General features: G+C 39.6%; 21 protein-coding genes. 9 read left to right on the top strand and 12 right to left on the bottom strand.

Going from position 1 to position 25,353, the window contains the following annotated elements; genetic code table 11:
• Window positions 1–7: 7 nt before the first annotated feature.
• Together B2107_RS00615 and B2107_RS00610 are read right to left on the bottom strand one after the other, a co-directional pair.
• The gene (locus tag B2107_RS00615; RefSeq protein WP_293952141.1) at window positions 8–1,255 is read right to left on the bottom strand and encodes a DUF2264 domain-containing protein; all 1,248 of its coding nucleotides are present in this window, start codon (window positions 1,253–1,255) and stop codon (window positions 8–10) included.
• Between the two features lie 7 nt (window positions 1,256–1,262).
• Window positions 1,263–2,378, bottom strand: a complete 1,116-nt coding sequence (locus B2107_RS00610) for a glycoside hydrolase family 88 protein (protein WP_293952139.1) — start codon at window positions 2,376–2,378, stop codon at window positions 1,263–1,265.
• A gap of 376 nt (window positions 2,379–2,754) precedes the next feature.
• On the opposite strand from B2107_RS00610, the gene B2107_RS00605 reads away from it, so the two are divergent.
• Both B2107_RS00605 and B2107_RS00600 read left to right on the top strand, forming a co-directional pair.
• Window positions 2,755–6,825: a hybrid sensor histidine kinase/response regulator transcription factor gene (locus B2107_RS00605; protein ID WP_293952137.1), complete on the top strand. Its 4,071-nt coding sequence runs from the start codon at window positions 2,755–2,757 to the stop codon at window positions 6,823–6,825.
• 131 nt (window positions 6,826–6,956) lie between these two features.
• Window positions 6,957–7,322, top strand: a complete 366-nt coding sequence (locus tag B2107_RS00600) for a response regulator (protein WP_293952135.1) — start codon at window positions 6,957–6,959, stop codon at window positions 7,320–7,322.
• Window positions 7,323–7,398: 76 nt separating this feature from the next.
• Here B2107_RS00600 and B2107_RS00595 read toward each other — a convergent pair whose 3' ends face one another.
• Complete coding sequence (locus tag B2107_RS00595) at window positions 7,399–7,836, bottom strand: winged helix-turn-helix transcriptional regulator (RefSeq protein WP_293952133.1); 438 nt, start codon at window positions 7,834–7,836, stop codon at window positions 7,399–7,401.
• Window positions 7,837–8,087: 251 nt separating this feature from the next.
• Here B2107_RS00595 and B2107_RS00590 point away from each other — a divergent pair, with 251 nt between their 5' ends.
• Window positions 8,088–8,771, top strand: coding sequence for a YceI family protein (locus B2107_RS00590; RefSeq protein WP_293952131.1), 684 nt, complete (start codon window positions 8,088–8,090; stop codon window positions 8,769–8,771).
• A gap of 61 nt (window positions 8,772–8,832) precedes the next feature.
• On the opposite strand, the gene B2107_RS00585 is transcribed toward B2107_RS00590, so the two are convergent.
• Together B2107_RS00585 and B2107_RS00580 are read right to left on the bottom strand one after the other, a co-directional pair.
• Window positions 8,833–9,510: an ATP-binding cassette domain-containing protein gene (locus B2107_RS00585; RefSeq protein ID WP_293952129.1), complete on the bottom strand. Its 678-nt coding sequence runs from the start codon at window positions 9,508–9,510 to the stop codon at window positions 8,833–8,835.
• 507 nt (window positions 9,511–10,017) lie between these two features.
• Window positions 10,018–11,547 (bottom strand): DUF2931 family protein, encoded by a 1,530-nt coding sequence (locus tag B2107_RS00580; protein WP_293952127.1) that lies wholly within the window; start codon window positions 11,545–11,547, stop codon window positions 10,018–10,020.
• Window positions 11,548–11,747: 200 nt separating this feature from the next.
• On the opposite strand from B2107_RS00580, the gene B2107_RS00575 reads away from it, so the two are divergent.
• Window positions 11,748–12,323 carry a GNAT family N-acetyltransferase gene (locus B2107_RS00575; RefSeq protein WP_293952125.1) on the top strand — a complete coding sequence of 192 codons (576 nt, stop codon included), beginning with the start codon at window positions 11,748–11,750 and terminating at the stop codon, window positions 12,321–12,323.
• Between the two features lie 89 nt (window positions 12,324–12,412).
• On the opposite strand, the gene B2107_RS00570 is transcribed toward B2107_RS00575, so the two are convergent.
• The 4 genes from B2107_RS00570 to B2107_RS00555 all read right to left on the bottom strand — a co-directional run bounded on the left by B2107_RS00570 (window position 12,413) and on the right by B2107_RS00555 (window position 16,926).
• Window positions 12,413–12,682 carry a hypothetical protein gene (locus B2107_RS00570; protein ID WP_293952123.1) on the bottom strand — a complete coding sequence of 90 codons (270 nt, stop codon included), beginning with the start codon at window positions 12,680–12,682 and terminating at the stop codon, window positions 12,413–12,415.
• A 361-nt stretch (window positions 12,683–13,043) separates the two neighbouring features.
• Window positions 13,044–13,487, bottom strand: a complete 444-nt coding sequence (locus B2107_RS00565) for a hypothetical protein (RefSeq protein WP_293952121.1) — start codon at window positions 13,485–13,487, stop codon at window positions 13,044–13,046.
• A gap of 149 nt (window positions 13,488–13,636) precedes the next feature.
• Window positions 13,637–14,290 carry a Pr6Pr family membrane protein gene (locus tag B2107_RS00560; protein ID WP_293952120.1) on the bottom strand — a complete coding sequence of 218 codons (654 nt, stop codon included), beginning with the start codon at window positions 14,288–14,290 and terminating at the stop codon, window positions 13,637–13,639.
• Between the two features lie 167 nt (window positions 14,291–14,457).
• Window positions 14,458–16,926, bottom strand: coding sequence for a glutaminase family protein (locus B2107_RS00555; protein WP_409529656.1), 2,469 nt, complete (start codon window positions 16,924–16,926; stop codon window positions 14,458–14,460).
• A gap of 272 nt (window positions 16,927–17,198) precedes the next feature.
• Between B2107_RS00555 and B2107_RS00550 the strand changes: the two genes are divergently transcribed.
• The 3 genes from B2107_RS00550 (at window position 17,199) to B2107_RS00540 (ending at window position 20,273) form a co-directional block, all read left to right on the top strand.
• Window positions 17,199–19,004 carry a mechanosensitive ion channel family protein gene (locus B2107_RS00550; protein WP_293952116.1) on the top strand — a complete coding sequence of 602 codons (1,806 nt, stop codon included), beginning with the start codon at window positions 17,199–17,201 and terminating at the stop codon, window positions 19,002–19,004.
• 166 nt (window positions 19,005–19,170) lie between these two features.
• Window positions 19,171–19,902: a YggS family pyridoxal phosphate-dependent enzyme gene (locus B2107_RS00545; protein ID WP_293952114.1), complete on the top strand. Its 732-nt coding sequence runs from the start codon at window positions 19,171–19,173 to the stop codon at window positions 19,900–19,902.
• Window positions 19,903–19,949: 47 nt separating this feature from the next.
• A complete protein-coding gene (locus B2107_RS00540; RefSeq protein WP_293952112.1) occupies window positions 19,950–20,273 on the top strand; it encodes a hypothetical protein in 324 nt (107 codons plus the stop codon).
• A gap of 161 nt (window positions 20,274–20,434) precedes the next feature.
• On the opposite strand, the gene B2107_RS00535 is transcribed toward B2107_RS00540, so the two are convergent.
• Window positions 20,435–21,046 (bottom strand): NAD(P)H-dependent oxidoreductase, encoded by a 612-nt coding sequence (locus B2107_RS00535; protein WP_293952111.1) that lies wholly within the window; start codon window positions 21,044–21,046, stop codon window positions 20,435–20,437.
• A gap of 97 nt (window positions 21,047–21,143) precedes the next feature.
• Between B2107_RS00535 and B2107_RS00530 the strand changes: the two genes are divergently transcribed.
• Window positions 21,144–22,040, top strand: a complete 897-nt coding sequence (locus B2107_RS00530; RefSeq protein WP_293952109.1) for a LysR family transcriptional regulator — start codon at window positions 21,144–21,146, stop codon at window positions 22,038–22,040.
• Window positions 22,041–22,084: 44 nt separating this feature from the next.
• Here B2107_RS00530 and B2107_RS00525 read toward each other — a convergent pair whose 3' ends face one another.
• Both B2107_RS00525 and B2107_RS00520 read right to left on the bottom strand, forming a co-directional pair.
• The gene (locus B2107_RS00525) at window positions 22,085–22,780 is read right to left on the bottom strand and encodes a LytR/AlgR family response regulator transcription factor (protein ID WP_293952107.1); all 696 of its coding nucleotides are present in this window, start codon (window positions 22,778–22,780) and stop codon (window positions 22,085–22,087) included.
• A 3-nt stretch (window positions 22,781–22,783) separates the two neighbouring features.
• Window positions 22,784–23,797 (bottom strand): sensor histidine kinase, encoded by a 1,014-nt coding sequence (locus tag B2107_RS00520; RefSeq protein WP_293952105.1) that lies wholly within the window; start codon window positions 23,795–23,797, stop codon window positions 22,784–22,786.
• 166 nt (window positions 23,798–23,963) lie between these two features.
• Between B2107_RS00520 and B2107_RS00515 the strand changes: the two genes are divergently transcribed.
• Window positions 23,964–25,352 carry a TolC family protein gene (locus B2107_RS00515; RefSeq protein ID WP_293952103.1) on the top strand — a complete coding sequence of 463 codons (1,389 nt, stop codon included), beginning with the start codon at window positions 23,964–23,966 and terminating at the stop codon, window positions 25,350–25,352.
• Window position 25,353 lies beyond the last annotated feature (1 nt).

The raw sequence follows: 25,353 nt of genomic DNA, 5'->3' as shown, positions 1-25,353 counted from the left end.
CACTATCTTATTGAATAGTTTTACTATAGTCCTTACTCCAATCCTGTCCCGACCAAATCCGCTTGGCACTCCAGTCTTCCACTTCACTTGTCCAAAAAGGATCATCATCAGGCAAGCCTAAAGGCAAGAAAATAACCGAACAGAGATAAGGGCTACCCTGGTTATTATACGAATCTGCCAGGCCAGGCTGGCTACCATACAAGCCCAATGTCAACCAGCCATTTTGGTAGGTACTTGGATTTTCGGTGGTCTTTTTTAACACAGCAGACAGTGCACCCCGAACCTGCCCGTTGGTCAGTTCTTGAGGAAGTCGTTTTTTGAACGCCATGTCGGCTAAGTGGTGAAAGGCGGCAGCACGATAAATTACAGATCTTCCCGTTGGCGGAAAACTACCATCTGCATTAATTAACCGCTCTTGGATGATGGCATATCGCTCATTACGAAGGCTGATTTTAGCAAACATGCTATCGTAATGTTTGGTCTTCAATTGAATCATGTCCATGATGCCAGCCAAAAAAGGATGAATGACATAACTATTGTAGTAATCAAAAGCATAATGCGGACCATCCATATACATACCATCGCCGACATACCATTGCTCTAACTGCTGCAGGGCATAGTCCACCCGCATTACATCCCAATCGGTAGCGTATTTAGCTAAAAAAGCTTCGTTCATCGCCGAAAATAGCAGCCAATTGGAATAGGCAGGCCGAAATTGACGCGTTATCTTGATCGATGCAATCAAATTTTTTCTGGTTCGTTCATCAAGGTGATCCCACAGCCACGGACTCCGGATAAAACCTAAAGCAATGAAAGATGCATCGACAAGCTGTTGTCCGCCCAGATCAAAACGCATGAAATCCCGCGCATTGCTATCTAACGCATTTTTTAGTCCCTGAACAGTCCACGCTCTGTATTGATCGCGAAGCTTTCTTTCTGCTTTGGACCCTCCATCCAATGCAAGCCACGGACCAATACCCGACAATACCCTTCCCAATACCTCAACGTACTGCACTTTAATCCGATGCGCTTTGTTATCCACCTGCGTGGATGTCATCTGAGGCATTTTTAATCGAAGACTATCCTGTGCTAAACTCCTCAATACGGGCCGTAGCATACGGTCCATTTCCTGGAGCCAGAACGTTCTACTTGCCTCATCAGGCACAGTAGATGTCTTTTTTACAGTTTGTCCCTGAACAGATTGACCTGCCCACAGTAAAAGGAAGAAAAATACAACCCGATTTATCATTGTCATACGGCACTTATTTTTTATTCAAAAAACGGTACATCTCTGTTCCGGCCAGTAAAAATGCACCTACACCAAATGGAGCCGTAGAATGAGCATCCACAACCTGTCCGGGAATAGCTTTCTCACCGATAGGCTGTACATATCCAACTCTTCCGTCAGCTTGCAATGAAATTTCACTGAGGTAGCTCCATCCCTTAAGTGCCGCTTTCGAAAACTTCGGATCAATAAGTATCCCTTGGTTGAGTCCCCAAAGTAAACCATAGGTAAAAAAAGCTGTACCGCTTGTCTCCCGCCCGGGAGCATGTTCAGGATCCAGCATACTTCGCGTCCAAAACCCTTCCTCCTGCTGGCAGCTCACGATTGCATGTGCCATTCTTTCGAACCTTTCCTGGTAATAGTGATAATGTTTATCCTCCTTGGGTAAATCTTGAAGAACCTTTGCCAAGGCTGCAAACACCCAACCATCACCTCGCGCCCAAAAATCCTTCTTACCGTAGAGGCTTTTGTGTTTGGGATAGACATATTTGGCATCGCGATAATATAAATGCTCATCCTGATCGAACATAATACTATCGGCGTAACGCAAATAGGTATACATTTTATCAAGATAAAGAGGATCTTGCGTCAATTTATACATCTTGGTCATCACCGGCATGACCATATACAAACCATCAGCCCACCACCAATAATCTGTATTGGGTGTATGAATCTGATAGTGCATAACTTCTTTAGCACGCGCTATCTTTTCGGGACTTGGCGACAAATTATAAAGATCAATATAGGTTTGGAAACAAATCTGCCAGTCTCCAAAAAGAACATAATCATCCGTTTCACCATAACTATATTTCCACTGTTGTTTGTTGGTTGATTTCGCACCTTTCCAATCATTGAATTTGGCCCAGTCCTCAGAATATTTCAGATCACTTTTTGAATTGGAAATCTTATAGAATTCCATATTACCAGTATGATAGGCCGCTTGGTCCCAAAATGCCCAAACTTGTGGCTTGTGATGAGATCGCCAATAATCGTTCGCACTTCTGAGTTGAGAAAGGACAACTTCTTTTTTTAGCTTCTGTCCAAAAGAAAAATGCCCTAAAAACAATAGGCATAAAATAAAATTGATACGCATGTCTTGAGATTTATAAATTTGATCCCCAACCGGGACAAACAAAGCTACCACAAATCGATTTTGTCGATGTTTGAATAAAGACTAATCATGACCCAAAATGGGATCATTTTGCTTCTAGAGGGTCTAAAAATCGCGTAGAGTAGCTCAGATTCAATAAACGTACAATATACACTTATTTAAAAAACATTTGTATCTTTAATCCCTATAAACCTAAAAATTTTCAGTTGGATTCCCGCTATTCGCCCAGTGAAACAGCTACCTCGGAGTGAAAGAACACACTGACGCCCGTTTCGGTCAATGTAGCACAGCAGCGATTGATGAATAAGAATGCTAACTAAACTGGATGTTGAAAGAGGTGGATTAAAAGATTATTAAGATGAGCGCACGTATTCGGCAGATTATTGCATTTTTGCATCTATATCTATCCTTGACTACTGTTGTTTATAGCCAACAGATGGGACTTGATCCCGTAACAAAAAATTATGAACTTCCCTCACTCACGATCAATCAGACGATACAGGATCGGGAAGGATACATTTGGTTTGCCTCCACACAGGGTTTAAGTCGATATGATGCTTATAATATCCTAAATTTTAAATTGAAGGATGCCGGCGGGAGAGCTAGCAGTCAACAAGCGATCCGTACGCTGATAGAATTAGAAAACAAACTTATTTTAGGGGGAGAAAAGGGCGTTTACGTATTAAATAAGCGTAATTATAAAGTTGTCCCACTGAACGATCCACGAGTAGCCAACGTTCGCGTCAACACCCTGTTGGTTGACGGATCAAAACGGCTCTGGATCGGCACAGATGATGGTATCTATATCTACGATAGCACATTGAAGCCTTTAACAGATGCCCAAATGGTTTCTATTCTAACTAATAGCATGCGAGGCAAAACCGTCAATACGATCTTTCAGGATAGCCAGGCTCGGATTTGGCTGGGTGTCTGGGGAGATGGCTTATTTAGGTTAAGTCAGGGTAACAACAAATTACAGTCTTATCCTAGACTAGGCCATCGCAACAATCCGTTCAAACTCATGGAAGACGACCATGGACAACTATGGATATGTACTTGGGGAGATGGAATTTATTTATTCGATCCGATGCGTTCGACGAATCCCTACCGAGAAATTGAAATAAAAAATAAGCGCCGACATGGCGGTAAAGAAGATCTTTTTTACAACATTCTTCAGGATCGAAGCCGCCGATATATTTGGGTGTTGTCGTTCTCGGGCATATCGACACTTCAATATCGAAATGGTCAATTACAAGAAATTGATCTTTCAGGCCACTTCAACAACACGACAAATATTTTTAACGATATCTACCAAGATAAACACGGCACATTGTGGCTCGCTGTAGGTGGTAAGGGGGTGTCTATGTTTAGCTTTGACAAACCAATTGTCAAAAACTATAGTTTCAAAGAGATAAAGGCACTTTATAGTATTTCTCCAAATCTAAATATGCTCTATCGCGATCAAACCGGAACCTTTTGGTTCAATCTGGAACGTTTTGGATTTGGTAGCCTCTCTCCGAAAACAAATCAACTCAATACCTACAGCAATTCCAATTTCAGGGATCTAATTTCGATCCGTGCTGTTACCTGTGCCACAGATTTTGGACAGGAACTATGGGTCGGCTCTGCCTATGAAGCTTCGATCAATGTTTTTCAGAAGAAGAGCAATACAATTCAATTTTTACGGAAGATCAATTTAGTTCAACAGATCAAGCATCAAGGGAAACCTTCGTTTTTCTTTACCGATACGCAAAAACGACTCTGGATTGCAACGACGCAGGGTCTCCTCCTAAAAAAATCGGAATCGGAACCTATCACGATGATTGCTAAGATAAAGGATCAGCCTGTAGCGATTGCCCAAGGAAAGGAAAACCATATCTGGATCGCAACGAAAGAAAACGGAATCTATTGTATCGATAACCGCGATTTACAGTCCATAATCAGACACCTAGGAAAGGAGACTCCAGGATTACAAACGGATCAGATTGAAACCATGGATGTTGATCGGGCCGGTAATTTGTGGATTGGCACCAAAGATAATCGATTACTCAATTATCAACTCGCGGACCAAAAAGTGTCAGAGATCGCCAACAGCACATTATTTGAGAAAAACCAGCTTCTCGATGTCTTCTGTCTCGATCGCTACACCTGGCTGTCTACAACACGAAATTTATACAAGATCAACCATGCAGACAAGCGTATAAGTGAATTTTCTGCAGCTGACAGCCTCCAAGTCAACATGTTCTCAAAACGGGCCTTTGCTGTAGACAGGAGCTCCAATACCATCTACTTTGGCGGGTACAATGGGATTGTTCAACTGGATGATCACAGCATCTTACCGAATTTTAACGAAAAAGTGCTTATTTCGGATATAAAAATCAACAATAGATCCATTGTTTTGGAATCAGAAAAGGACCTGTTTAGCGACGATATGGCTAGTTTAACACTGAATCCCCAAGACCAAAATATCGAAATATCTTTTTCTGCCCTACCTTTTAACCAAAATGGAAAAATACGGTATGCTTATAAATTGGAGGGTGTAGATAAAGAATGGATCTACGCTCCGCGAGATCGTATTTTTGCCACATACAACAATTTAAGTAAAGGAAAGTATCGATTTTTAGTTAAGTCGACCGATTTGTACAACAAATGGAATACAGCTTCTACTCAAATTGAAATCATAAAAAAGCCTGCCTTCTATGAGAGCAATTTAGCCTATTTTCTATATGCCTGTGCGTTTACCGGGATTGCCTTCTTTTTTATTAGTTATTCTGTCAAACGTCTTAAATTGAGTGGTGATTTAAAGATAGCGCAGATTGAAAAGGAAAAAACTAAAGAACTCGCGCAGTCCAAGCTCAGTTATTTCACCAATATTTCACACGACCTGCTGACGCCGCTCACCATTATCTCCTGTTTAGTTGATGATGTGCAGATGACTACAAAGAATAATTTGGAGCAATTCGATAAAATGCGTCTTAACCTCAGTCGCCTTAAACGGTTGCTCCAACAAATTTTAGATTTCCGAAGAATGGAAAATAACAGCATGAAGCTGCAAATCAGCGCGTCTAATTTCCCTTCTTTTGTCACCCAATTGGGTGACATGCATTTTGGCCCCATTGCCAAAAAGAAACAAATCGACTTTGAAGTTCAGCATGGAGATTGTCCTGAAATCCTTTTCTATGACGTTGACAAAATTGATAAAATTTTATTCAATCTATTATCCAATGCATTTAAATATACAGAGGAAGGTGGAAAGGTTACACTCTCGTATCATGTAGCGGAAAGCATGGGTTGCAACAGACTATTCATCTATGTTCGCGATACTGGTATAGGAATTTATCCCGAAGATATGGAGAAAATTTTCACAGCTTTCTACACCAATACTTCCACAAAACATCTTGAAAGTAATGGTATAGGACTATCCGTGACCAAACAGCTGATAGAGGCGCATCACGGTAAAATCGATGTTGAAAGCCAGCCCCATATCGGAAGTAACTTCCAAATCACGTTTCCGGTAGATAAAGTGTATTACCATAACCAAGGGATCGCTGTCATGGAACAACCTTTTGTTGAAGAAATTAAGGCTACCATTATAGAATCGAATACTGTCGATGAATGTACACCCAAAAATGCAACACAATCCAAGCTCAACCTGCTATTGGTGGAAGACAATGAAGAGCTCCGTTCGACTATGGCGCGAATTCTAGCCCAAAATTATCAGGTACATATTGCTGACAATGGACTAAAAGGTCTGGAAGTACTCGAACATACGGAAATAGATATCATTGTGAGCGATATCATGATGCCTGAACTCGACGGACTTCAGTTGTGCAAGACGATCAAATCCAATGCAGAGTTCAATCATATCCCTATTTTGCTCCTGACTGCCAAAAATAGTATCGAAGATCGTATTGAATGCTATCAAGCGGGTGCCGACGGTTACATTAGCAAGCCTTTTGAGATTAAAGTTCTGGAGGCCAAAATCCAAAGTTTTATTATTAATAAACGTTGTCGTCAACTTGTTTTTCAGCATAACACGCAGATTAATATTTCGACACTTGATCATACACCTTTAGATGAAAAATTTGTTCAGAAGATGATTCAAGTTGTCGAAGAACATCTTGCCGATGACCAATTTGACGTGATCAAACTGGGGGATATATTGGGCCTATCCAAATCAACGCTATATCGAAAGACCAAAGTCCTGCTGAACGTATCTCCCAGTGAATTCATTAAAAATATACGGCTAAAACATGCGTGTCAGATCATGGAAAAAGACCGATCCATTGCTGTTAGTGAAGTCGCCTTTGAAATAGGCTTCTCCGATCCCCGTTATTTTGCCACCTGCTTTAAAACAGCTTTTGGACTAACTCCAAGTGAATTTCAAAAAAATGCAGCAGCAAAATGGGTAACCTCAGAGTCACCTTAAGTTACAAATTATACTAAAATACGGATTTCTACTTATTCGAATCGGTATTTTACCTTACAATTTGCATAAACCTTTTTATTTAATTTAGCACCACTTTTTTAAGCTATACCATGGGAAGCAAAACTATACTGATGTTGGACGATGATAAGCATGTCCTAGAAATATGTACAATAATTCTTGAAACAAATGGTTATAATATAGCGGTTTCACAAACCTCTCATGACATCATTGAAAAAGTGGAAGAGGTACGTCCAGATTTAATTCTGATGGACAATTGGATTCCAAAAATAGGGGGTGTTGAGGCCACCCGGTTACTCAAAAGTCATCCTTTATATCGCGATATCCCAGTAATTTATTTATCCGCAAATACCGAGATTGAAACGCTTGCACAGCGGGCTGGAGCCGACAGCTACCTTGCCAAGCCGTTCGATTTAGAAGACCTGGAAAATCGTATAGCTGAACTGCTGGAAAAGCCTTCCCCGCTTAGAACTTGTTAGTAGATTTTAGGATGCGCTATCCGGCAGCAGTTTACTTTAAAAGAGCACATTTCTATTGCCATTTAGATTTCAAGCACTAAATTTCCGACACAACATCCTCCTGTTTCGTATGCAGCTTGCTGCGGTAGGTAATCCCCCATTTGGCAATTTCGTCAATGATGGGTCCCAAAGTTTTACCACATTCAGTCAATTCGTATTCAACAGTCAAAGGTTTAGTGTTAAGCACTGTCCTTCTGATCAATTGATTCATTTCCAGATCCTGAAGTTCCTTAGATAACATTTTGGCACCAATCCCATCGACTTCGCGCAATAGTTCCATAAAACGCAACTTCTCCACTAACAATAAAGTACCGATGATGTGGAATTTCCATTTTCCTGCCAAAATTTCCATGCTATCATTGATGGCTAACATGCGTGTTTTGCATACACCTGATGACGTTAAAGTTGCTTCCTTTTTCATTTCACTATTTTTTATTCTTCTATTGCCGGCCGTCAGTGGTATTTTTAATTCCATAGACGAGCATTCTTAGATCAGTTGACTCGAGCGTCTCTGTTTCGTTGGCCTAAATTTCCAACAAAAATACAGATTTATAAAGTGATAAGACACTATCTTTTTGGAAAGTAGTTTCTTTAAGGAAACTAATACCAAAAATAAACTATCTATACTTTACCTTTGTACCAGCAGCATCAAAAGCTCAGATTGGCAGCTTTGATGCTGTCAAAGTTTAAATCGTATATAACATTTAACAATAAAACGATAAAAAAATGAAAAAGCAATTAATTTCGGGTTTAGCCCTTATCTTATTGTTGGCGTCATGTCAAAACACAAATGGTGATAAAGCAACAACAACAACTGCACAGGAAGTAACTGAACAAACAGGACAAACTTACACTGTTGAAGCAGATAAAAGTTCAGTGAAATGGACTGGATACCACAAAGGTGGCTTAAATCCAAGATATGGTGTTCTGAAAAGCGAAGGTACGCTATCCGTCGAAAATAATGCTGTCACTGGTGGTACTTTCACCATCGATGTGAATTCTATTCTTACCGATTCTGCTTCGGTAGATCCTACAACTTCAGGTGGTAAAAAATCATCAGATTTGGACGCGCATTTAAAAAGTGCTGATTTCTTTGACGTAGCCAAATATCCAACTGCGAAATTTGAAATCACCAAAGTCGGTCCATTCGATGCGGCGCAAGGAAAAAGTGTTGTTGCTGACGCAACAAATACAGTTAGTGGTAATTTGACAATCAAAGATAAAACAGTGAATGTAACGTTCCCTGCAAAAATTACTTTCAATGGTGACGAGGTAACATTCTACTCGAAATTTACAATCCAAAGACAAGATTGGGGACTTACTTACGGTACAGAAGGTAACCCACAAGATTGGATGATTGCACAAAACGTTGACATCGAGCTTAATGTAACTGCAAAAAATGCTAAATAATTTTTAATAGCAATAAGTCATTCATGACATCAAATAGATTAATCAGGTAGAACTTACCTGATTAATCTATTTGTTTTATATACCCTTCAAATACGAGATCCTCCTGAGTAGACACATCGATCAAATGCGAATCCTTCAGGAGATATAACCGATCGCTTACATCCATCACTTGCCTAAAATTGTGGTCAGCAATCAATATTCCTTTGCGGTGTCTAACGTGTTCAATATGCGCGCTAATCTGCTCAATAAAAATAGGACTAAGCCCGAGAAAGGGTTCATCAAGTAAAACAAAAGAATGTTTGGTATGCAATAGTATTAAAGTTTCAATAAAACGGATCATCCCCGACGAGAGATTCCTCAGACGGCTATTTAAATTTTCTTGAATACATGAAAGGTCCAATACATAAGGATCATCAATTTCAAAAAGACGCAATGCTTCAGAAAGCCGCAATTCTCGAGGTAAAAAGCCTTCTTGGGGCAGATATACAATCTCCTTCGTTCGGTACCCCTTTTCAAATTTTACACCACGGCAACGCATAAATGCAAAGTCAGGCTTGATCGCTCCAAATATGATATTCATAAGTGTAGACTTTCCACTTCCATTTTTCCCCAAAATTCCAATCACCTCATTCGGCCCAAATGTTAAAAAAAGACTTGAAATGATCTTTCTTCCACCACGGCTAAACGATAGACTATCTATGTATAAATGGCGATCATAAAGCATTTTAATATCAGGCATAGTATTATAAATAACAATAAATCCGTTCCAGTAAGCCTTATGAGCATCCAAATCGGGGAAATATGGAGGTTTTTAAGAAATAGTTTCTTTTTAGATAGGTGAAAGATATATTCGACGATAACAGATAGGATAGTACCGAAGACCTTTAACCAGAATATGAACATGTAGAACAAGACTGTATCAATGGATCTTAACATAAAGCCTTGCGACTGCCAAAGAATACTGGCGGTCACGAATAGATTAAAAAGAATGATGAATCTAAAAAATTTTAAACTCAATCGTACCATTTGCTTATACCTCAATAAAGATTGGGAAAGAGATTTTAAACTGGCGCTATCGTTATCGATAACATGTAAACGCTGTGATGAATATAACGAAATAAAAAGATTGTCTATCATTTTTAACGTTCCTTAACGCCACCGAATATTCTTGAAAGTATTAGGCGAAAACTTAACCTGTTGAGATATACTGGATGTCGCAAGGATACTTGTGAGGTAGCTTAACGCGCTAAAAATGCTCTCCATAATCGATTATTTCGGTTTTTAAAAGTATTTTTTTTCCACTATGATTGCTCAATGTCGCTGTTGCTATTTTAGTTTTTGTATCGACACTGATCGCTAGTTCGGCGCTATCCCGCCTTTTATCACTGAAAAATGAAGCAAAGTTTTTAAAAGTTTCATCTTCATCAAACATAAACCGGGCGGCGCAACGGTTATTATGCCGATCATACCATTTGATGTAAATGTCTTTCGGAAGGCCTCGAGCTTCCATATCCATATACCGGCGGCTCTCATCAAAGACAAAACGCTCAGCATTATAAAATTCAAAGTCTGCATCGAAAGCTTTAATGTCGGAAGAAAAGATAAATTTTGGCTGCAACTGATAGCGCATACGCAATTTATCCCAATAGCCATACGGAATAGGTTTGGTTGCAATTGCTTGCTGAATCTCCGAAGGAATAATTGAAGTGTCGGACAAAACCGTTTCTCGCCATTGCTTATTAAAAATATTTCCATACGCCCCATTTCCCTTGTATTGATCCGTAGCTTTGATCACTACTTTCTTAGCTTGATATCGGCCTATTTCAATTTGACGACGTCCTGTGCCTGTGACCCATATCACCAGTACGCCCCCCGGAGCAAAACCCAAAATAATTTTATTATAATGTTCCTCATTAATTTTGTTCGCTCCTTTTTCTTGAAATGACGTGCTGAAAAGTGTCCGCAATGTGTTGTAATCAATCGCACCCTCCATCCGATAAAAAGCCTCTTCAACGAATGAATACCAAGTTACATCCAATGCTTTAGGCAATGCCATCATTTGCTCATACGAACCGCCCCCTGCTTGTCCCCACACGCCACGATAGTTTACAATATTGCCCTCGCTAAACGTAAATTCGTAATCTTCATCTTTTGGAAAGACAAAACGGCCTCTATATAGCTGAACCGGATAAGCTGTTGGATTACTCATCGCGCAGGACCATGTATAGCGTCCGTTCTTAATATTATCTTCCTGTGTGAGACGTTCCTCCCGGAGTTCATTAAAGGTTCTTATAGTCGTCGATAATGCAAATATAACCGGAAGTGAAACCAAGAGTCCAAATAGCGTAAATATTATATATTTCCACGATGTTAAAGCCCTGGTTATCATCATGCCGCTGGATAAGGAAAGGAATGCACTGATTGTTAACATCCAAGGCAGCATTTCCTTAATTACCCCAACTAAATCCGCATAATAACGATGTTCGTACGCATTATCCAACGTAAATAAATACAGTAATACTGGAAGCAAGAAAGAAAAAAAGCAATAAAATAGAAATCCGTAAGCAAATTCAAAAACGATTTTTTGTTTCACTATCCCACTAAATTTCTTCCTAAAGACATCAAAATGAAAATAAATCAATGTCAGCATAATAAAATAGGGCGAACAGCAGAAAGCTGCATACGTCATATTTAAATCCGCTTCATGTACAAGTAGCGTCGCGATGAGACTAAAAGTAGCAACCAAAAAAGCACAAACTGTAACTCTTACAATCATTATATTTTGTTTTAATCCTAAAAGCTGTTGTCTTCTATCCAGATACAACAACACATTCTAAAAATAGTAAGAAATATGTTAGGAATATGAGCAGATCAATATTCTACCGTCCTGATCCAATATTCGACCCAAAGCAGGAAAATGAAATCTTTTAAGTAAAGTCAATCAAGTTTACTACCTTCGTTTTTATTGTTACCATCATGGATACTTATTATAAAATTAGAAAAGCCACAGCAAGCGATTCGCACCGTGTCCCTGAAATTATGCTTCAGGCAATGGAGGATATGATATTCCGCTTGATCCTACGAAAAGATCAACAGGCAGCCGTAAATTTTTTAAGGCGGCTTTTCCAACAAAAAGGAAATCTATACAGTTATGAAAACACTTTTGTGGCCGTTGACATGGATGACCGGATTATAGGCTCGTTGACAGGTTATGATGGTGACCGGTTTATTGCATTAAGACAGCCTATTCTGGATCGTATCGCGGAGCACTACGCAAATAATTTGATTCCAGAAACTGAAACAGCCGGTGGCGAATTTTATATCGATTCCATCGCCGTTGCCCCCAGTGCAAGAGGTAAAGGAATCGGAACCAAACTTTTACACCATGCCATTGCACATGCTAAAGAAAATCACTTTAATCAGGTTGGTCTGCTTGTTGGCCTCGCGAATCCAAATGCGCGAAAACTCTATGAAAGGATTGGTTTTAACATTGGGAAGAAAACGTACGTTGCAGGTAGTGAATATTACCATATGTATATGCAGCTTACCTAAATAGAGCTCTTGTTAAACTTACAACCTATAAGTATCACGAGAGCCCCATCAGCATGTTGTTGGATTAAAAGCAATCCCGTAGAACGATGTCAATCAGAAGTAGGAGTGTTTTCTTTGTCAAATACGGTGATCATAGCTCGATAGATGCCATAAATTAAGAAGAGCAGACTTGTCAGGGTAAGTCCCAAATACTCTACCACCCATGCGATAAGAATAGCTACCAAATGAATTTTACCATTGTCGGGTTTAAATGCTGCTCCCGAATAAATGTAGTAAGCGATTGAACCAAATAAAACGATCCATAATACCGCATATATATAATGAAGCGGATTTTTGCTGAGTCTCCTATTTTTAAACATCTGTCAATTTTTATGATTTAGTAACCAATCCGTTATTAAAACTACAAACGGATATGTCGACAAAAATAAGTATCCTCTAGGTTCTGACAATACATAGTTATTATTCGCAGCAGGTGGTTTAATATTCGCGTGATCGACCATCAAAATTGACCTCATTAAGACGATATATAGGTATTAAATCAACTATCCTCAGGAAATAAGCCTATCCCGCCCTCTTAAAACAGAACCCCGACATCCAAAAAATGACGGGGTCTTTCTATCATATGTTCAATTATTTTGCTAAATACTTTGCGCTCGTATATATTGTCTACAGTATATCGTATACTATACGACTAAGAATCTTAACAGGACAGTTTACATGCTATTTTGCAAGCTGATTCAGTTCGGACTGTGAAAATGCATGATCGCCTTTAAGATAACTATTGGCTTCTTTTAAATACTTGTAGATTACTTCCCTACCCTTTGGGTTGGGCAATTTATGCAAATTGTTCACCAAATATTCCTTATCACGCAATCGATCTTTACCATAATTTAAAAAAGAGGGTGCGTGTGTCTGTACACACCATCGAATAAAACGTAAATCGATATTGTCGGGATATTTCATGATCATTTCTTCTAAAAGCTTCTTTCCTTTTTTAAATTGACCCAATTTCGAAAACGGGTTGCCCATATGTTTGGCCCATAAAATTTCATAAGCAGCCAGGTACCCCTTTTCCGTTGCGGAATTGGCAGATTTTTCCAATAATTTCAGATTCGTTTCGCAAAGCTTCTTGTTTTGAACGGCGCTCGCATAATCAGATCTCATCTTATCAACATCGACTTGTCCAAAACAACATATCGTACATAACACCAGAGAGACACAGATAAAAAATCGTATAACCATTTTCAATTCAATTAAAGTATAAAATAGAAACTGTTCTGTCATATAACAATATCGAACAGCTTTGAGTTTTCTTATTTTTCAATACAATGAGTACGCCATTTATTTTGCCATTTTCCCAATCCAATCAATAGCACCGCGATGAGGACGAATACCAGAGTCATTCCCAAACTGTTCCAAATAACTCTTCCCATGCCCAACGCAGAAACGTTCATAAAAGGATAAGGATAAAATCCAGAAACCGATCCATGCCACAAGGTATACAATAAATAGCCTAATGGGAAAATCAACCAATAGAAAATCTGTTTCCAAAAAAGCGCTTTTTTGTTACAGAATAGCCACCAAAAGATAAAAAAACTCAAAGGCGTGACAACATGCAGTATTTCGTCTATCACACTGAGTAACCCGCTTGGATGTAATAAAAAACGAAGTAAGCCATTATAAATAAGTGCAACAATAAGTATATAGAGTGTGACGGCAGTAATTGTTTGGGACTTAGTGAAGAATAAGCCCATTCGGCTTTTTGCCGAGAAAACAGTAAAAAAACAACATAATAGTACCGACACATTACTTAAAATTGTAAAATAGCTAAAAAACTGTATTACATAATCGGTTGTGCCAAGCTTTGAAATAAAAGCACCTAATATAAATTGCCCAACAAGGGCAAATAGAGTGACTAAACCAATGCTACCAGCAAAAACCGATTTTAATGACTTTTGAATCTCCATATCCCTATTAGCCTTAGCCCTACTAAATATAAAGATTTTACACGCTATTTGAAATTAAATGATAAATTCAATCTATCGAAAAAACGGCGGGCAATTCTTTGATTGCCCGCCGTCTTAATCACAACATAAACTAAACACTACGTTAGAAGTTTGCTTATTGGTCTCATTTATTTTTGTTTCATCTTATCAGCTAAAAGTTTCATATAAAAACCTCCAACTACACTACGCGCCTTAAAATTTTCACGAATCCCGGTATTGGAATCATAAAAATCATTCAAAGGGACGCGGGATTCCGTTTGAATTGCATGGTTATACACTGGTTTTACCAAAGCTTCAAATGCCTCTCTGGATGGAGCAAATGATGCTGTCCAAAGAATCCAGTCGTTTTTGGTGTAGGCTTTGCGGCTGTCCAATGGTATGCCGAATCTATTTTGCTTGGTTAGGTAATACTTAATTTCCGTATCGTAGACTTTTTGAGGAAATAGATTTAACCCCAACACTTTATCCCAGATCAAATTATATTTCTGACTCCAAGTATTTTTATCATCAAATGTCAGCGCATAATGGTCGCCGGAATCTGCCATTTCCATCCATCTTGGAACCATTTCCTCAGCAATTGCACGGTATTTTTTTGCAATGGCTGTTTCACCAATTGCTTCGGCCAGCTGCGCATAACAAGCGATACCAACAATTGCTTTGACAGATAAGTTCGTATTTCGAGCAAGGTGACCGGCAAAATCGTCTGTACAAAGCTGTGTCTTAGGATCAAAACCATCTTTAACAAGATAATCTACCCAGGTTGTAAGGGTTTTCCAATGCTTTCGAGCATAATCACTGTTGCCCTGCACTTTCGCGATCGCCGCAGTGAGAATAATCATATTTCCTGACTCTTCCACCGGCATCGGTTCGCCATACGTCTGACCATTCGCGAGTGGATAAGTACCCAAATCGTGCGCGGCCCAAGGGTATGGATATTTCCCGCTCTCGCTAAAATAAAATATTCCACTCAACATTCCTTTCAACAACTCTGGATTGTAGATCAAATACAAGGGGGCTGAAGGATAAGTGACATCCACCGTATTGATAAATCCCCCACTATTATTTTCTTTCGACAGCCATAATAGTTCATTTTGCGGACTTTTCACCAAGGTATGGGCTGCAATACTTTGACGATAAGCCAGTATACTAAGATGTGCATACTCCTTTCCACCCGATTTGAGCGCATCTGCATATACGGCTTTGTCGAATGCCAGGCATTTATCGAGCACGCTACGGTACTGGTCTACTGCCAAAGTCAGCTGATTTTCCATCGTTTCTTTGCCAGAATTGTTCCACCATGGTCTCAGGTTATTGTTGAAATACTGAATCGCATAAATTTCATCGTAGCCAACCTCAACAAAACGCTCCTCCGCTTTCGTCCCTACAGTTCCAAATGGAATGACCGTGTTCAGCGCAAGTGCTGTCCCCTTAACGGTTTTTGCAGCGTTCGTCGTTCCCTTTCTAAAGGCATCGACGGCTCCGCTCCTCGGACTAATAAACTGCTGCGTTTTATCCCGCTTTGGTGAAGCAACATAAAAATAGCCCCAGTCTATCCGCATATCATCGGCCCCTTTCTGCAAAATGGGTTGTTCGACCGTTCCCGTTTTTAGGACAGACAACTTTTCTGTCTCATATTTTTCGGCGGTTACTTCCTGTGAAGGTTTATACACCGCAATATTAGCGGATGCACTTAAAAAAACTTTGACCGCATGCTGCTTGCCATCGTTTGCTTTTACGTGATATGTGATATAGCTTACGGGGCGAGCCAATAAATTCAGATCATCCATAAGCAAGGGCGACGTAAAGGTTAATTTTAGATCCACCTTACCGGCCTGAAAATTATAGACCGTACGCGTCGCTGTGATTTCAACATCTTTTTGCACCGCTTCCTGAATCCGTGGCCCACGCTCTTTAAGCCTGTCAACCAATCCAAAATCCAGGTAACGACCGCCAGCAGTATTCTTCAAATGGATGGCAATATGATTTTGCCCGACCTTTAAATTCGCCTTGTCAATCGGCAAATATTGAAAGCTGTTGGTCCAACCTACCTTTTCGTACACCTTCTTCCCATTCAAAAATACTTCTATATTATCATCATGATTGAGTTTTAGAAACAGCTCATTGATACCCTTCAGATCCGCAACGGAAAACTCACGTCTCACCCAGATATCGTCTGATTTCCAAAGTGTCTTTACCTGCTGCGCATCATCACCGATGGGTGCACGTCCCGATTTCCACATATCCGTATGATAAGCGGAAGACTCCCAGCCACCTTGAGGTTTTGATTCAGTATACTGTACCGTATAAGATTTATCTTCCGAAGTCGGTAGAATAACCGCGTAACTAGGCTCTTCTTTGCCAAGAAAACGATAAGTATTGCCATCAACATCAATTAAGCCCAACAGCGAATGATCTGCGTCTGTCCAGTGTTTCGTTGTCGATGCATGCAGCTGATCCGTCATGGACCAAATACTGAAATTGGGGTTGTGTGTAATCAATGGATAAGCTGGAGCTTTGCGTTCTTGGGCTTGCCCATCTAAAACAGCGGAAACGCAGGCCACAATAATACAGAGACCTATCTTCCCAAGTTTGTTCATTGCATAAATAGATTTTTGAAAAGGTTTAATCATATTTTTTGGATAAAATTAGCTATACAGTTTTCCCTATTGAGCATTTGCCCAATCGTTTTAACAAAGAAAGTTGGAATAATTGGGATTCAGCTGTCGCATCGTATCATTTTACCTTCAATTTATATCATATTTGACAATCTGCCATCTAATCAAGATAATTATTATCTTTGAGAACCCGCCCGATCGTTTTGTGCACAATGACCTAATAAACATCGGCATTCAATTTTACCAACAACACAATGAGAAGTATTTATATTTATTTCTTCATAACCCTATCTTATCTTTTGTCAACAAGCTTACAGCTCTATGCACAAGAAATGGATTCGGTCAATAAAAAAGAGCTGGATCTGAGTTCCCTACTAAATGGAATCAGGCAACAGCAAATCAATGATTCGCTGGAACGGGTAAAGCTTCAGCATGAAATTGCCGACCTTAAAAGTCAAAATAGCCCCAAAAAGGAGAACTTAAAACAGCAGCTCAATGAGTTTGATGAAGAAAATACTATTCGGCAGCAGCAACTGAAAGTCAAAGTAGACTCCATAAAAAAAAACACAAAAAGATACGCGGTCGCGCCGTTTCAAGACACTTTATTCTATATCTACAATAAGCTTGGATCATCGTTAGCCAAAGATCGCGCTTTCAACGTTGTGAGCAGAATCCACAATCTCTATGAAGATGATTTTGTGAAAGTAGATTCATTTAAAATCGAAAACAACGAAATCAGTGCTGACATTGTTTATAAAGATCTGGTGATTACCTCTATCACCGAACTTGATGCACTTCTTGAAGGGAAAAGTAAAGAAGAAATTGCGGCAAACTATCTAAAAAAGATTCAAGATAGCATTACAGCTGAACGTGAAGCGAACAGCATCACAAAACTTCTTACCCGAATTGGACTCTTACTTCTTATTCTCATTGTTTTTTCTATTCTGATCCTATTAATAAATAGGTTAAAAGCATACGGTACACGACGCATACTAACGGAACGAACGCAGCGGATTAAAGACATTAAGATCAAAAATTACGTACTCGTTACTTCGGTACAGAAAACACGGATGTTTATTCATGCGATTAATATTTTACGTTGGGGATTGATCATCCTAATCGCCTTTATCGTGCTGCCTATTGTTTTCAGTGTTTTTCCATTTACACAGAGCTGGGCGTCCAATCTGATCGGACTTTTCACAAAACCACTTAAAACGGCTGTGTTGGCCATATGGCATTATATTCCAAATCTGATCACCATTTTAGTGATACTTGCCGTCATGCGCTATGCTATTCGATTTATAAAATATATTTTCAGCGAAATTGACAAGGGCAAATTAGAAATCAATGGCTTTCACCGTGATTTTGCCATGCCAACCTTTACCATCGTCCGCTTCCTGCTGCAAGCATTTACGCTGGTACTCATATTCCCCTACTTGCCCGGAGCCAATTCAGATATCTTTAAAGGAATATCCGTATTTATTGGTATCCTGTTCTCTTTGGGGTCATCTTCTGCGATTTCCAATATCATTGCAGGTCTTGTGATCACGTATATGCGTCCTTTCCGGATCGGAGACCGCATCACCATTGCTGACAAAACAGGTGTTGTTATCGAAAAATCACCTTTGGTAACGAGGCTTCGAACCATAAAGAATGAAGAGATTACAATCCCCAATTCCTCTGTTCTTTCTGGAAATACAGTGAATTACTCGACCTTTTCGGAAGATGGAATCTGTTTTCAGGTGGAATTAACGGTCGGTTATGAAGAGCCTTGGCAACGGATCCATGAGTTGCTTTTAAACATACCACCGCGCGTAAAAAGAGTTAAACTTAATCCCGCACCATTTGTGCTACAAAAGAAATTAGATGATTTTTATGTACTCTATGAGCTGAATGTCTTTATTGAAAGATCTGCGGAAATTGAATTTGCAAAATCTGAAATTTTTCAGTTCATTCTTGACGACTTTTTAGCCGCAGGAATCGATATGAATGGACCTCATATCTATGCTAAGGCAGAACATGTACAGCAATATAATCCAAATATGCCTAGCAAGACGTAAGAAAACTAACCTCAGCAATAGCCACTCTGCCTATCGAGCAGTTTACCTAAAAGCACCCGTGTATAGACGTTTGTGCTGGACCAGCTTGTATTAGCTCAATTGGACTAGCTTTTTCCTAATAATTAGCTGTAATTTTGACTGCAATAAAAAGTAATACAACCGCAACATGGATGAGTTTATAACAGAAAATATACGCATCATACAACAGCGTATCGACAAAGCGTGCAAAGCAAACCAGCGCGATCCCCGAGATGTAAAATTATTGCTGGCAACCAAAACTGTTCCTGCCGAACGTATCGAAATTGCATTGCAAACTGGTCAAACTTTAATTGCCGAAAATAAAGTGCAGGAACTGAAAGACAAATTTGAGTATTTAAAAGCTATTCCCCATGTTAATCATTTTATTGGTCACCTGCAAACCAATAAAATCAAGGATCTGCTCAAATACAATGTATCCTGCATACATTCAATAGATCGTGTAGATCTTGCCGAAAAATTACATCAGCGCCTTTTAAAAGAAAATAAAACCATGGAAGTGCTCATCCAGGTAAACACTTCCTTCGAAGAGAGCAAATACGGCGCTGCTCCAGAGAAAGTCATCGACCTGGTTCAGCAAATAGCCACATTTAGCACGCTAAAGGTTAAAGGACTGATGACTATAGGTATATTGAGTGCCGAGGCCGAACAGGTACGAGCCTGTTTTCAATTGCTCAAACATATTCAACAACAAATTATAGCCCTAGCTATTCCCGGCGTATCGATGCAAGAATTGTCGATGGGCATGAGTGGAGATTTAGAAATAGCAATAGCTGAAGGGTCTACGATTGTCAGGGTAGGTACGGCTATTTTTGGACAGCGACCCACGCCCGATAGTTATTACTGGAATGAGAACCTATAACATAAAAACCAATGCGGATACATTTTATACGAAATAAAAAACTATTTATGAACCTAAGATGCAGTCAACATTTAAAAATAGGTTACTTAGCCCTTTTGGCGCTTCTCCTGTCTGCCTGTGTTTCCCAAAAAGAAAACAAAAACCTCACTTGGTATCAACATCAGGTTATCGAGCAGCTTGTTCGGGAAACAGACTCCAGTTATAGAGTGCAAATTGGTATTATGGCTGCGACCTTCTGGCTAGATAATCACGATGGTCAATTGGGCAAAAAATTGACCCTCCTGCAACAGAGCTACACGCAACGAAATAAAGTTGATGTCGCTGTTCAGCAAGGTACCAACAAAATCATTCGCGTCACTAAATCAGAATAAAACAAGCTTATTCAAGGCAACACAAATGATTTTGGCAACCACCAGTACGTCCATTCTAGTTAATATCTTCGGCCTGTACACATCATCTACTACACGAAATTTTACCATCTTTCCCATCACAATAACGCCACCGATAAAGCGATTTATCGATCAATAAATTTTTAGTTTAACGCAGTTTCCAAATGGAAGACCTCTTCCAGATATTGTTTATATTCCTTTTCGTAATGGTCTACACGTTCTTGAGACGCACCCTTCTCCATATCATGAAAATGGAAGCTTCCCAGATGTTCCAATCCTGCAAACTGATTCATCTTGTGAAAACCGAATAAAACACCGGCATCAACTGAATGCTGATCAAAAAACTCATTTTCCATTGTAAAGGCTGTCTCAGGAGCATTCCAGCTTGAAGTCACCATGTATTTTTTATCCTGCATCAAACCTCCGGTACCATAATTAATAGCCGGATTCTTACGTGAACGACCATCATTTTTATAGATACCGTTGTTGTGACCCGCCGTAAAAACCTCATCGATATAGAGCTTCAGACGGTTCGGAACCTGAAACCACCATACAGGAAAATGGTAAATGATAATGTCTGCCCATTTAAAATTTTCAACTTCAACCATTGGATCAAAATCATCGTTGATATTGGTAACCCTTGTTTCAAATCCATTATCACCCAATGTTTCAAGGGTCCAATTTGTTATCGTCGTATTAAAAGAGCCTCTCGAGTGTGCGAATTTCTGTCCACCATTAATAATAAATATGTTCATTTCTATAATTTTTCTTGTTGATAATACAAATTTCTATCATTTTTATAAATCATAAAAATAATTTAAATTATATATTTGTATCATAAAAATAATAACTATGAAATGGAACTTAGAATGGCTTCGTACATTTAAGGCAATCTATGAAACAGGAACATTATCTGCAGCTGCACAGGAATTATTTATTTCTCAGCCGGGAGTAAGCCTACATCTGAATTCCCTGGAAGCATTTACGGGGCACAAGCTTTTTGATCGCTCTGCGCGAAGAATGGTGCCGACCGAAAAGGGGAAAATCTTGTACAACTATGTGATTGATCCGCTTAAAAAACTAGAAACTGGTGAACAGCATTTTCACAAACGGGCATTGGACGAACGTATAACGATCAGTATCGGAATGTGTTTTGAGACCTTTCAGTACACCCTGGAAGAACATATTGCCCAACTCCCCTTCAATTTAATTATCAAATTTGGAGAATACCCGCAGATGCAGCAGGATCTTGATAATGGTTTATTGGATCTTATTATTACGCCTCAAAAAGGAAACCAACAGAATCTAGAATACGAAGCGTTCTCAAAAGAACGCATTGTCTTGATTGCGGGGTGTCAGACGGATACATCCACACTGGAAGCACTGCTGAGCGACAATAAAATTAAAGAAGCAGCTCAACTCCTTAAAAAACAATTATGGTATAGCACGGCTGCCGATATGGATCATTTAAAAAACTACTGGTCAACACACTTTGGCGAGCATCCAGACTTTAGCCCCAATTATATCGTTCCTAATATTAGCTCCATCATACGCTGCTTAAGCAACAATACTGGCTTTTCCATCGTTCCCGATTTCCTATGTGCTGAAGCACTTGCTTCCGGGAAAATAAAACTAATCTGGGAAGGGACATCGCCTGTCGAAAATATCCTTTACTTCGGAACGAGAAAGAAAACCATGTACCAGGAAGAAATCGGTCAATTGGAAACGCTATTAAAGGAGAAATGGTAGTCAACTGACTCGTTCATAGCGATAAGATCACCATTAGCTTGGCGCTATTTATTCGCTAGCCGCTCCTGCAATTCCCGACGGAAAGTAATGCCGACAGGTAAAGAAGTATTATTGATCTGCACCATGCCATGCTCATATTTGATCACCTTATTGATTGAAGCAATGTAGGATTTGTGGATACGGATAAACTTTGATGCCGGCACCTGTGTGAGGATTTGTTGGGTGGTGCTGGCCGTCAAAAATGTCTGGCTTGGCGTGACAATTTTCACGTAATTTCCAAAGCTCTGGATAAAATCGATCTGCGCTAATTTAACGTCAATAATACGGCCATCCATACGTATACTAATTGATTTGGGTTCTTCTTCCTGGGGCGACACAGCCGTGTTATAGGATAAAAAACGTTGAACAGCCTTAAAAAAACGAGGAAATGAAATAGGTTTTAACAGATAATCAACAACGCCATAATCATAACTCTCCAATGCGTATTCGGAATATGCTGTTGTCAAAATCGTTTTGGGCGGGTTATCCAGCATCTTCAGAAACTCCATCCCATTAATCTCGGGCATTTCAATATCCAGGAAGATTAAATCTACTTTGTTCTCCCGAAGAAACTCCAATGCCTCAAAAGCATTATAACACTGAGCGACCAACTGCAGATCAGTACTTCTTTCAATATAATTTACCAGTACATAATGCGCCGCAGGTTCGTCATCAACCACGATACAGCTATTTTTATTCATTGTTTAAAGATTGATAACCAATGACACCTCATACTCTTCTTTCCTGGAATCTGCGGCCAACACGTAGCGATTAGGATACAAGAGCTTTAATCGTGCTATCGTATTTTCCAAACCTATTTTTGCTGAGAACACATTCCTCTTCTTGACAGGTACAGAATTCCGTATATGCAAATATAAGTTCCCTTTTTCAATCTTGATCGAGATATAAACAAAACAATCTTCAATACTGCAGGTTCCGTGTTTAAAAGCATTCTCTACGAACGTAATCAACAGCATCGGTGCGATCTGATAATTGATATCTTCTTCTTTTTGATAATCGAATTCAATTTTCGTGCGATAGCCTAATCGCTCGCGTTCCAGTTCAATATAACTTGAAATAAAATCAATTTCATCATCCATAGGCACATACTCCCGTTCACTGCTCTCCATTTGATAGCGAAGCAGCTGAGACACTTTGATGATCAATTCAGAAGTACGTTCCGGATACTTTAGATTAATACCATAAATGGTATTTAACGTGTTGAATAGAAAATGTGGATTGAGCTGCTTTTTTAAATGCGACAATTGCGTTTGATTGGAAAGCAGTTCGCGTCGGGTCTTCACCCGTTGGAAGCGATAAAATTCAATAAATTGGATACTGCCCAATATACAGATCAACGAACCCAATAATACACCAAATTGATAATGGAATGTTTTCTGTACAAGATTCTTGTAGAGAAAACAATTCTTGTAGATCACGTTGTCCGTTAGCTCTTTTAATAGGATTGCAAAAATGAGCAGGGTTGCCACCGACGCGAAAACATACAACAAGGGTTTATTCTTCTTAAGTAGCAGCGGTAATAGAAAAAAACGATTTAACTGGGCATGCGCATACAGGATCAAGAAATAGAACACCCCCATCAAAAATCCCTTCCAGCTCAAGATCAAAATCCAGTCGTTCAACGTAAAAAGGATAAATGAAAAGATCAACAGCACGATCTCCTGTATTATCTTGTTCTCTAAAACCTTTCTCATCATCCTTATTCTGTTAAAATTCTGTTACAAAGTAAAAGCTTTAAGTTTAAAACAGGAGAAAAATAAATGACGAATTAAATTGGTCACTTTTAAATGCCATAGATCATTTTAAAGGGACATCGGGGTTGCTGTCCTTACTATCTTCGTGTCCATAAATGATAGATAACCTATGCTGAAATTGAATTTAGTGCTGTCATTGGCCGTATCACTTGCAACATCCTCTTCCTTCGCTCAGCAGCTTACGCTCCGAGACGCGGTAGAACAAGGCATTGCAAATTATGGAGTGATCAAGGCAAAGGAATATTATCTCCAGTCTTCCCTACAGGCCAATGAACAAGTCAAACGCGACTTTTGGCCCAACCTGAACATCGTCGCTCAACAGGATTTTGGGACGATTAACGGACAAAATGGTCCACTGTATGGATTTGGTGGACTTAATGTGGCTTCGTCGGGACTCGCCCTTCCGGAACAAAATTGGAATGCCGCATTTGGTGCGCTTTACTTAGCCAATGTCAATTGGGACATTTACACCTTTGGACGAAAAAAAGAACGTATCGAATTGGCCAAATCCGATACCAAACGACTACAGGCCGATCTCGGTCAGGAACAGTTCCAGCATAAAATCAAGATTGCTGCGGCTTACCTCAATTTATTGGCTAGTCAACGAATGGAAAAAAATCAACAGATGAATCTGGATCGTGCACTGGTATTTTTAAATATTGCCGCCACCAAAGTAAAAAACGGAATATTGCCCGGAGTGGATTCAACGCTTGCTTCAGCGGAAGTATCACGCGCTAAAATCAGCCTCAATCAGGCCCGTGAAAATGTGAAGGAGCAAAACAATAAGTTGACGGTATTGATGGGGATTCCAGCGAAAAACCTCGAAATAGATACTGTTCTAGTTCAGAAAACTCCTGTAAAGCTAACTCCCCTTTCAGTCAACTTGATTGAAAGTAATCCGATGCTGCAATTTTATAAAAGTAAAATTGAACTTGGCGAACAACAGTTGAAACTATCAACCAAAGAGTATCTTCCCACTGTAAGCGCCTTTGGGGTCTTTCAGACCAGAGGATCTGGTTTTAAGAGCGACTACATTACTGATTTACAAGCCTACAGCACAAATTATTGGCAAGGGGTTCGTCCCAGCAGGCAAAATTATCTCTTAGGATTGGGTATCAGCTGGAACCTGACTTCGATTGCGCGTATCAATAAAAAAATCAGTGCACAGCGCTTTACCAATGATGCCCTAAGGGAAGAATACCAAACTGCCGAAGCCCAATTGACCGCACAGCTGGATGCCGCTGATGTGAAAATCCAACTGGCCCTAAAAAGTGATCTAGAAGCTCCTCGACAAGTGTCGGCAGCTCAGCAAGCGTACAATCAAAAAATGACGATGTATAAAAACGGTCTAGCGACACTTGTCGACGTTACGCAGACCCTTTACACATTAAATAGAGCCGAAACCGATCGCGAGATCGTCCACATCAATCTTTGGCAGTCGCTTTTAATCAAAGCCGCAGCTGCGGGAGATTTTGATATTTTCAACAAAGAACTATAAA

This window comes from Sphingobacterium sp. UBA7855, assembly GCA_002500745.1.
GTDB lineage: Bacteria > Bacteroidota > Bacteroidia > Sphingobacteriales > Sphingobacteriaceae > Sphingobacterium.
This window is presented reverse-complemented; position numbering and strand designations above follow the sequence as displayed.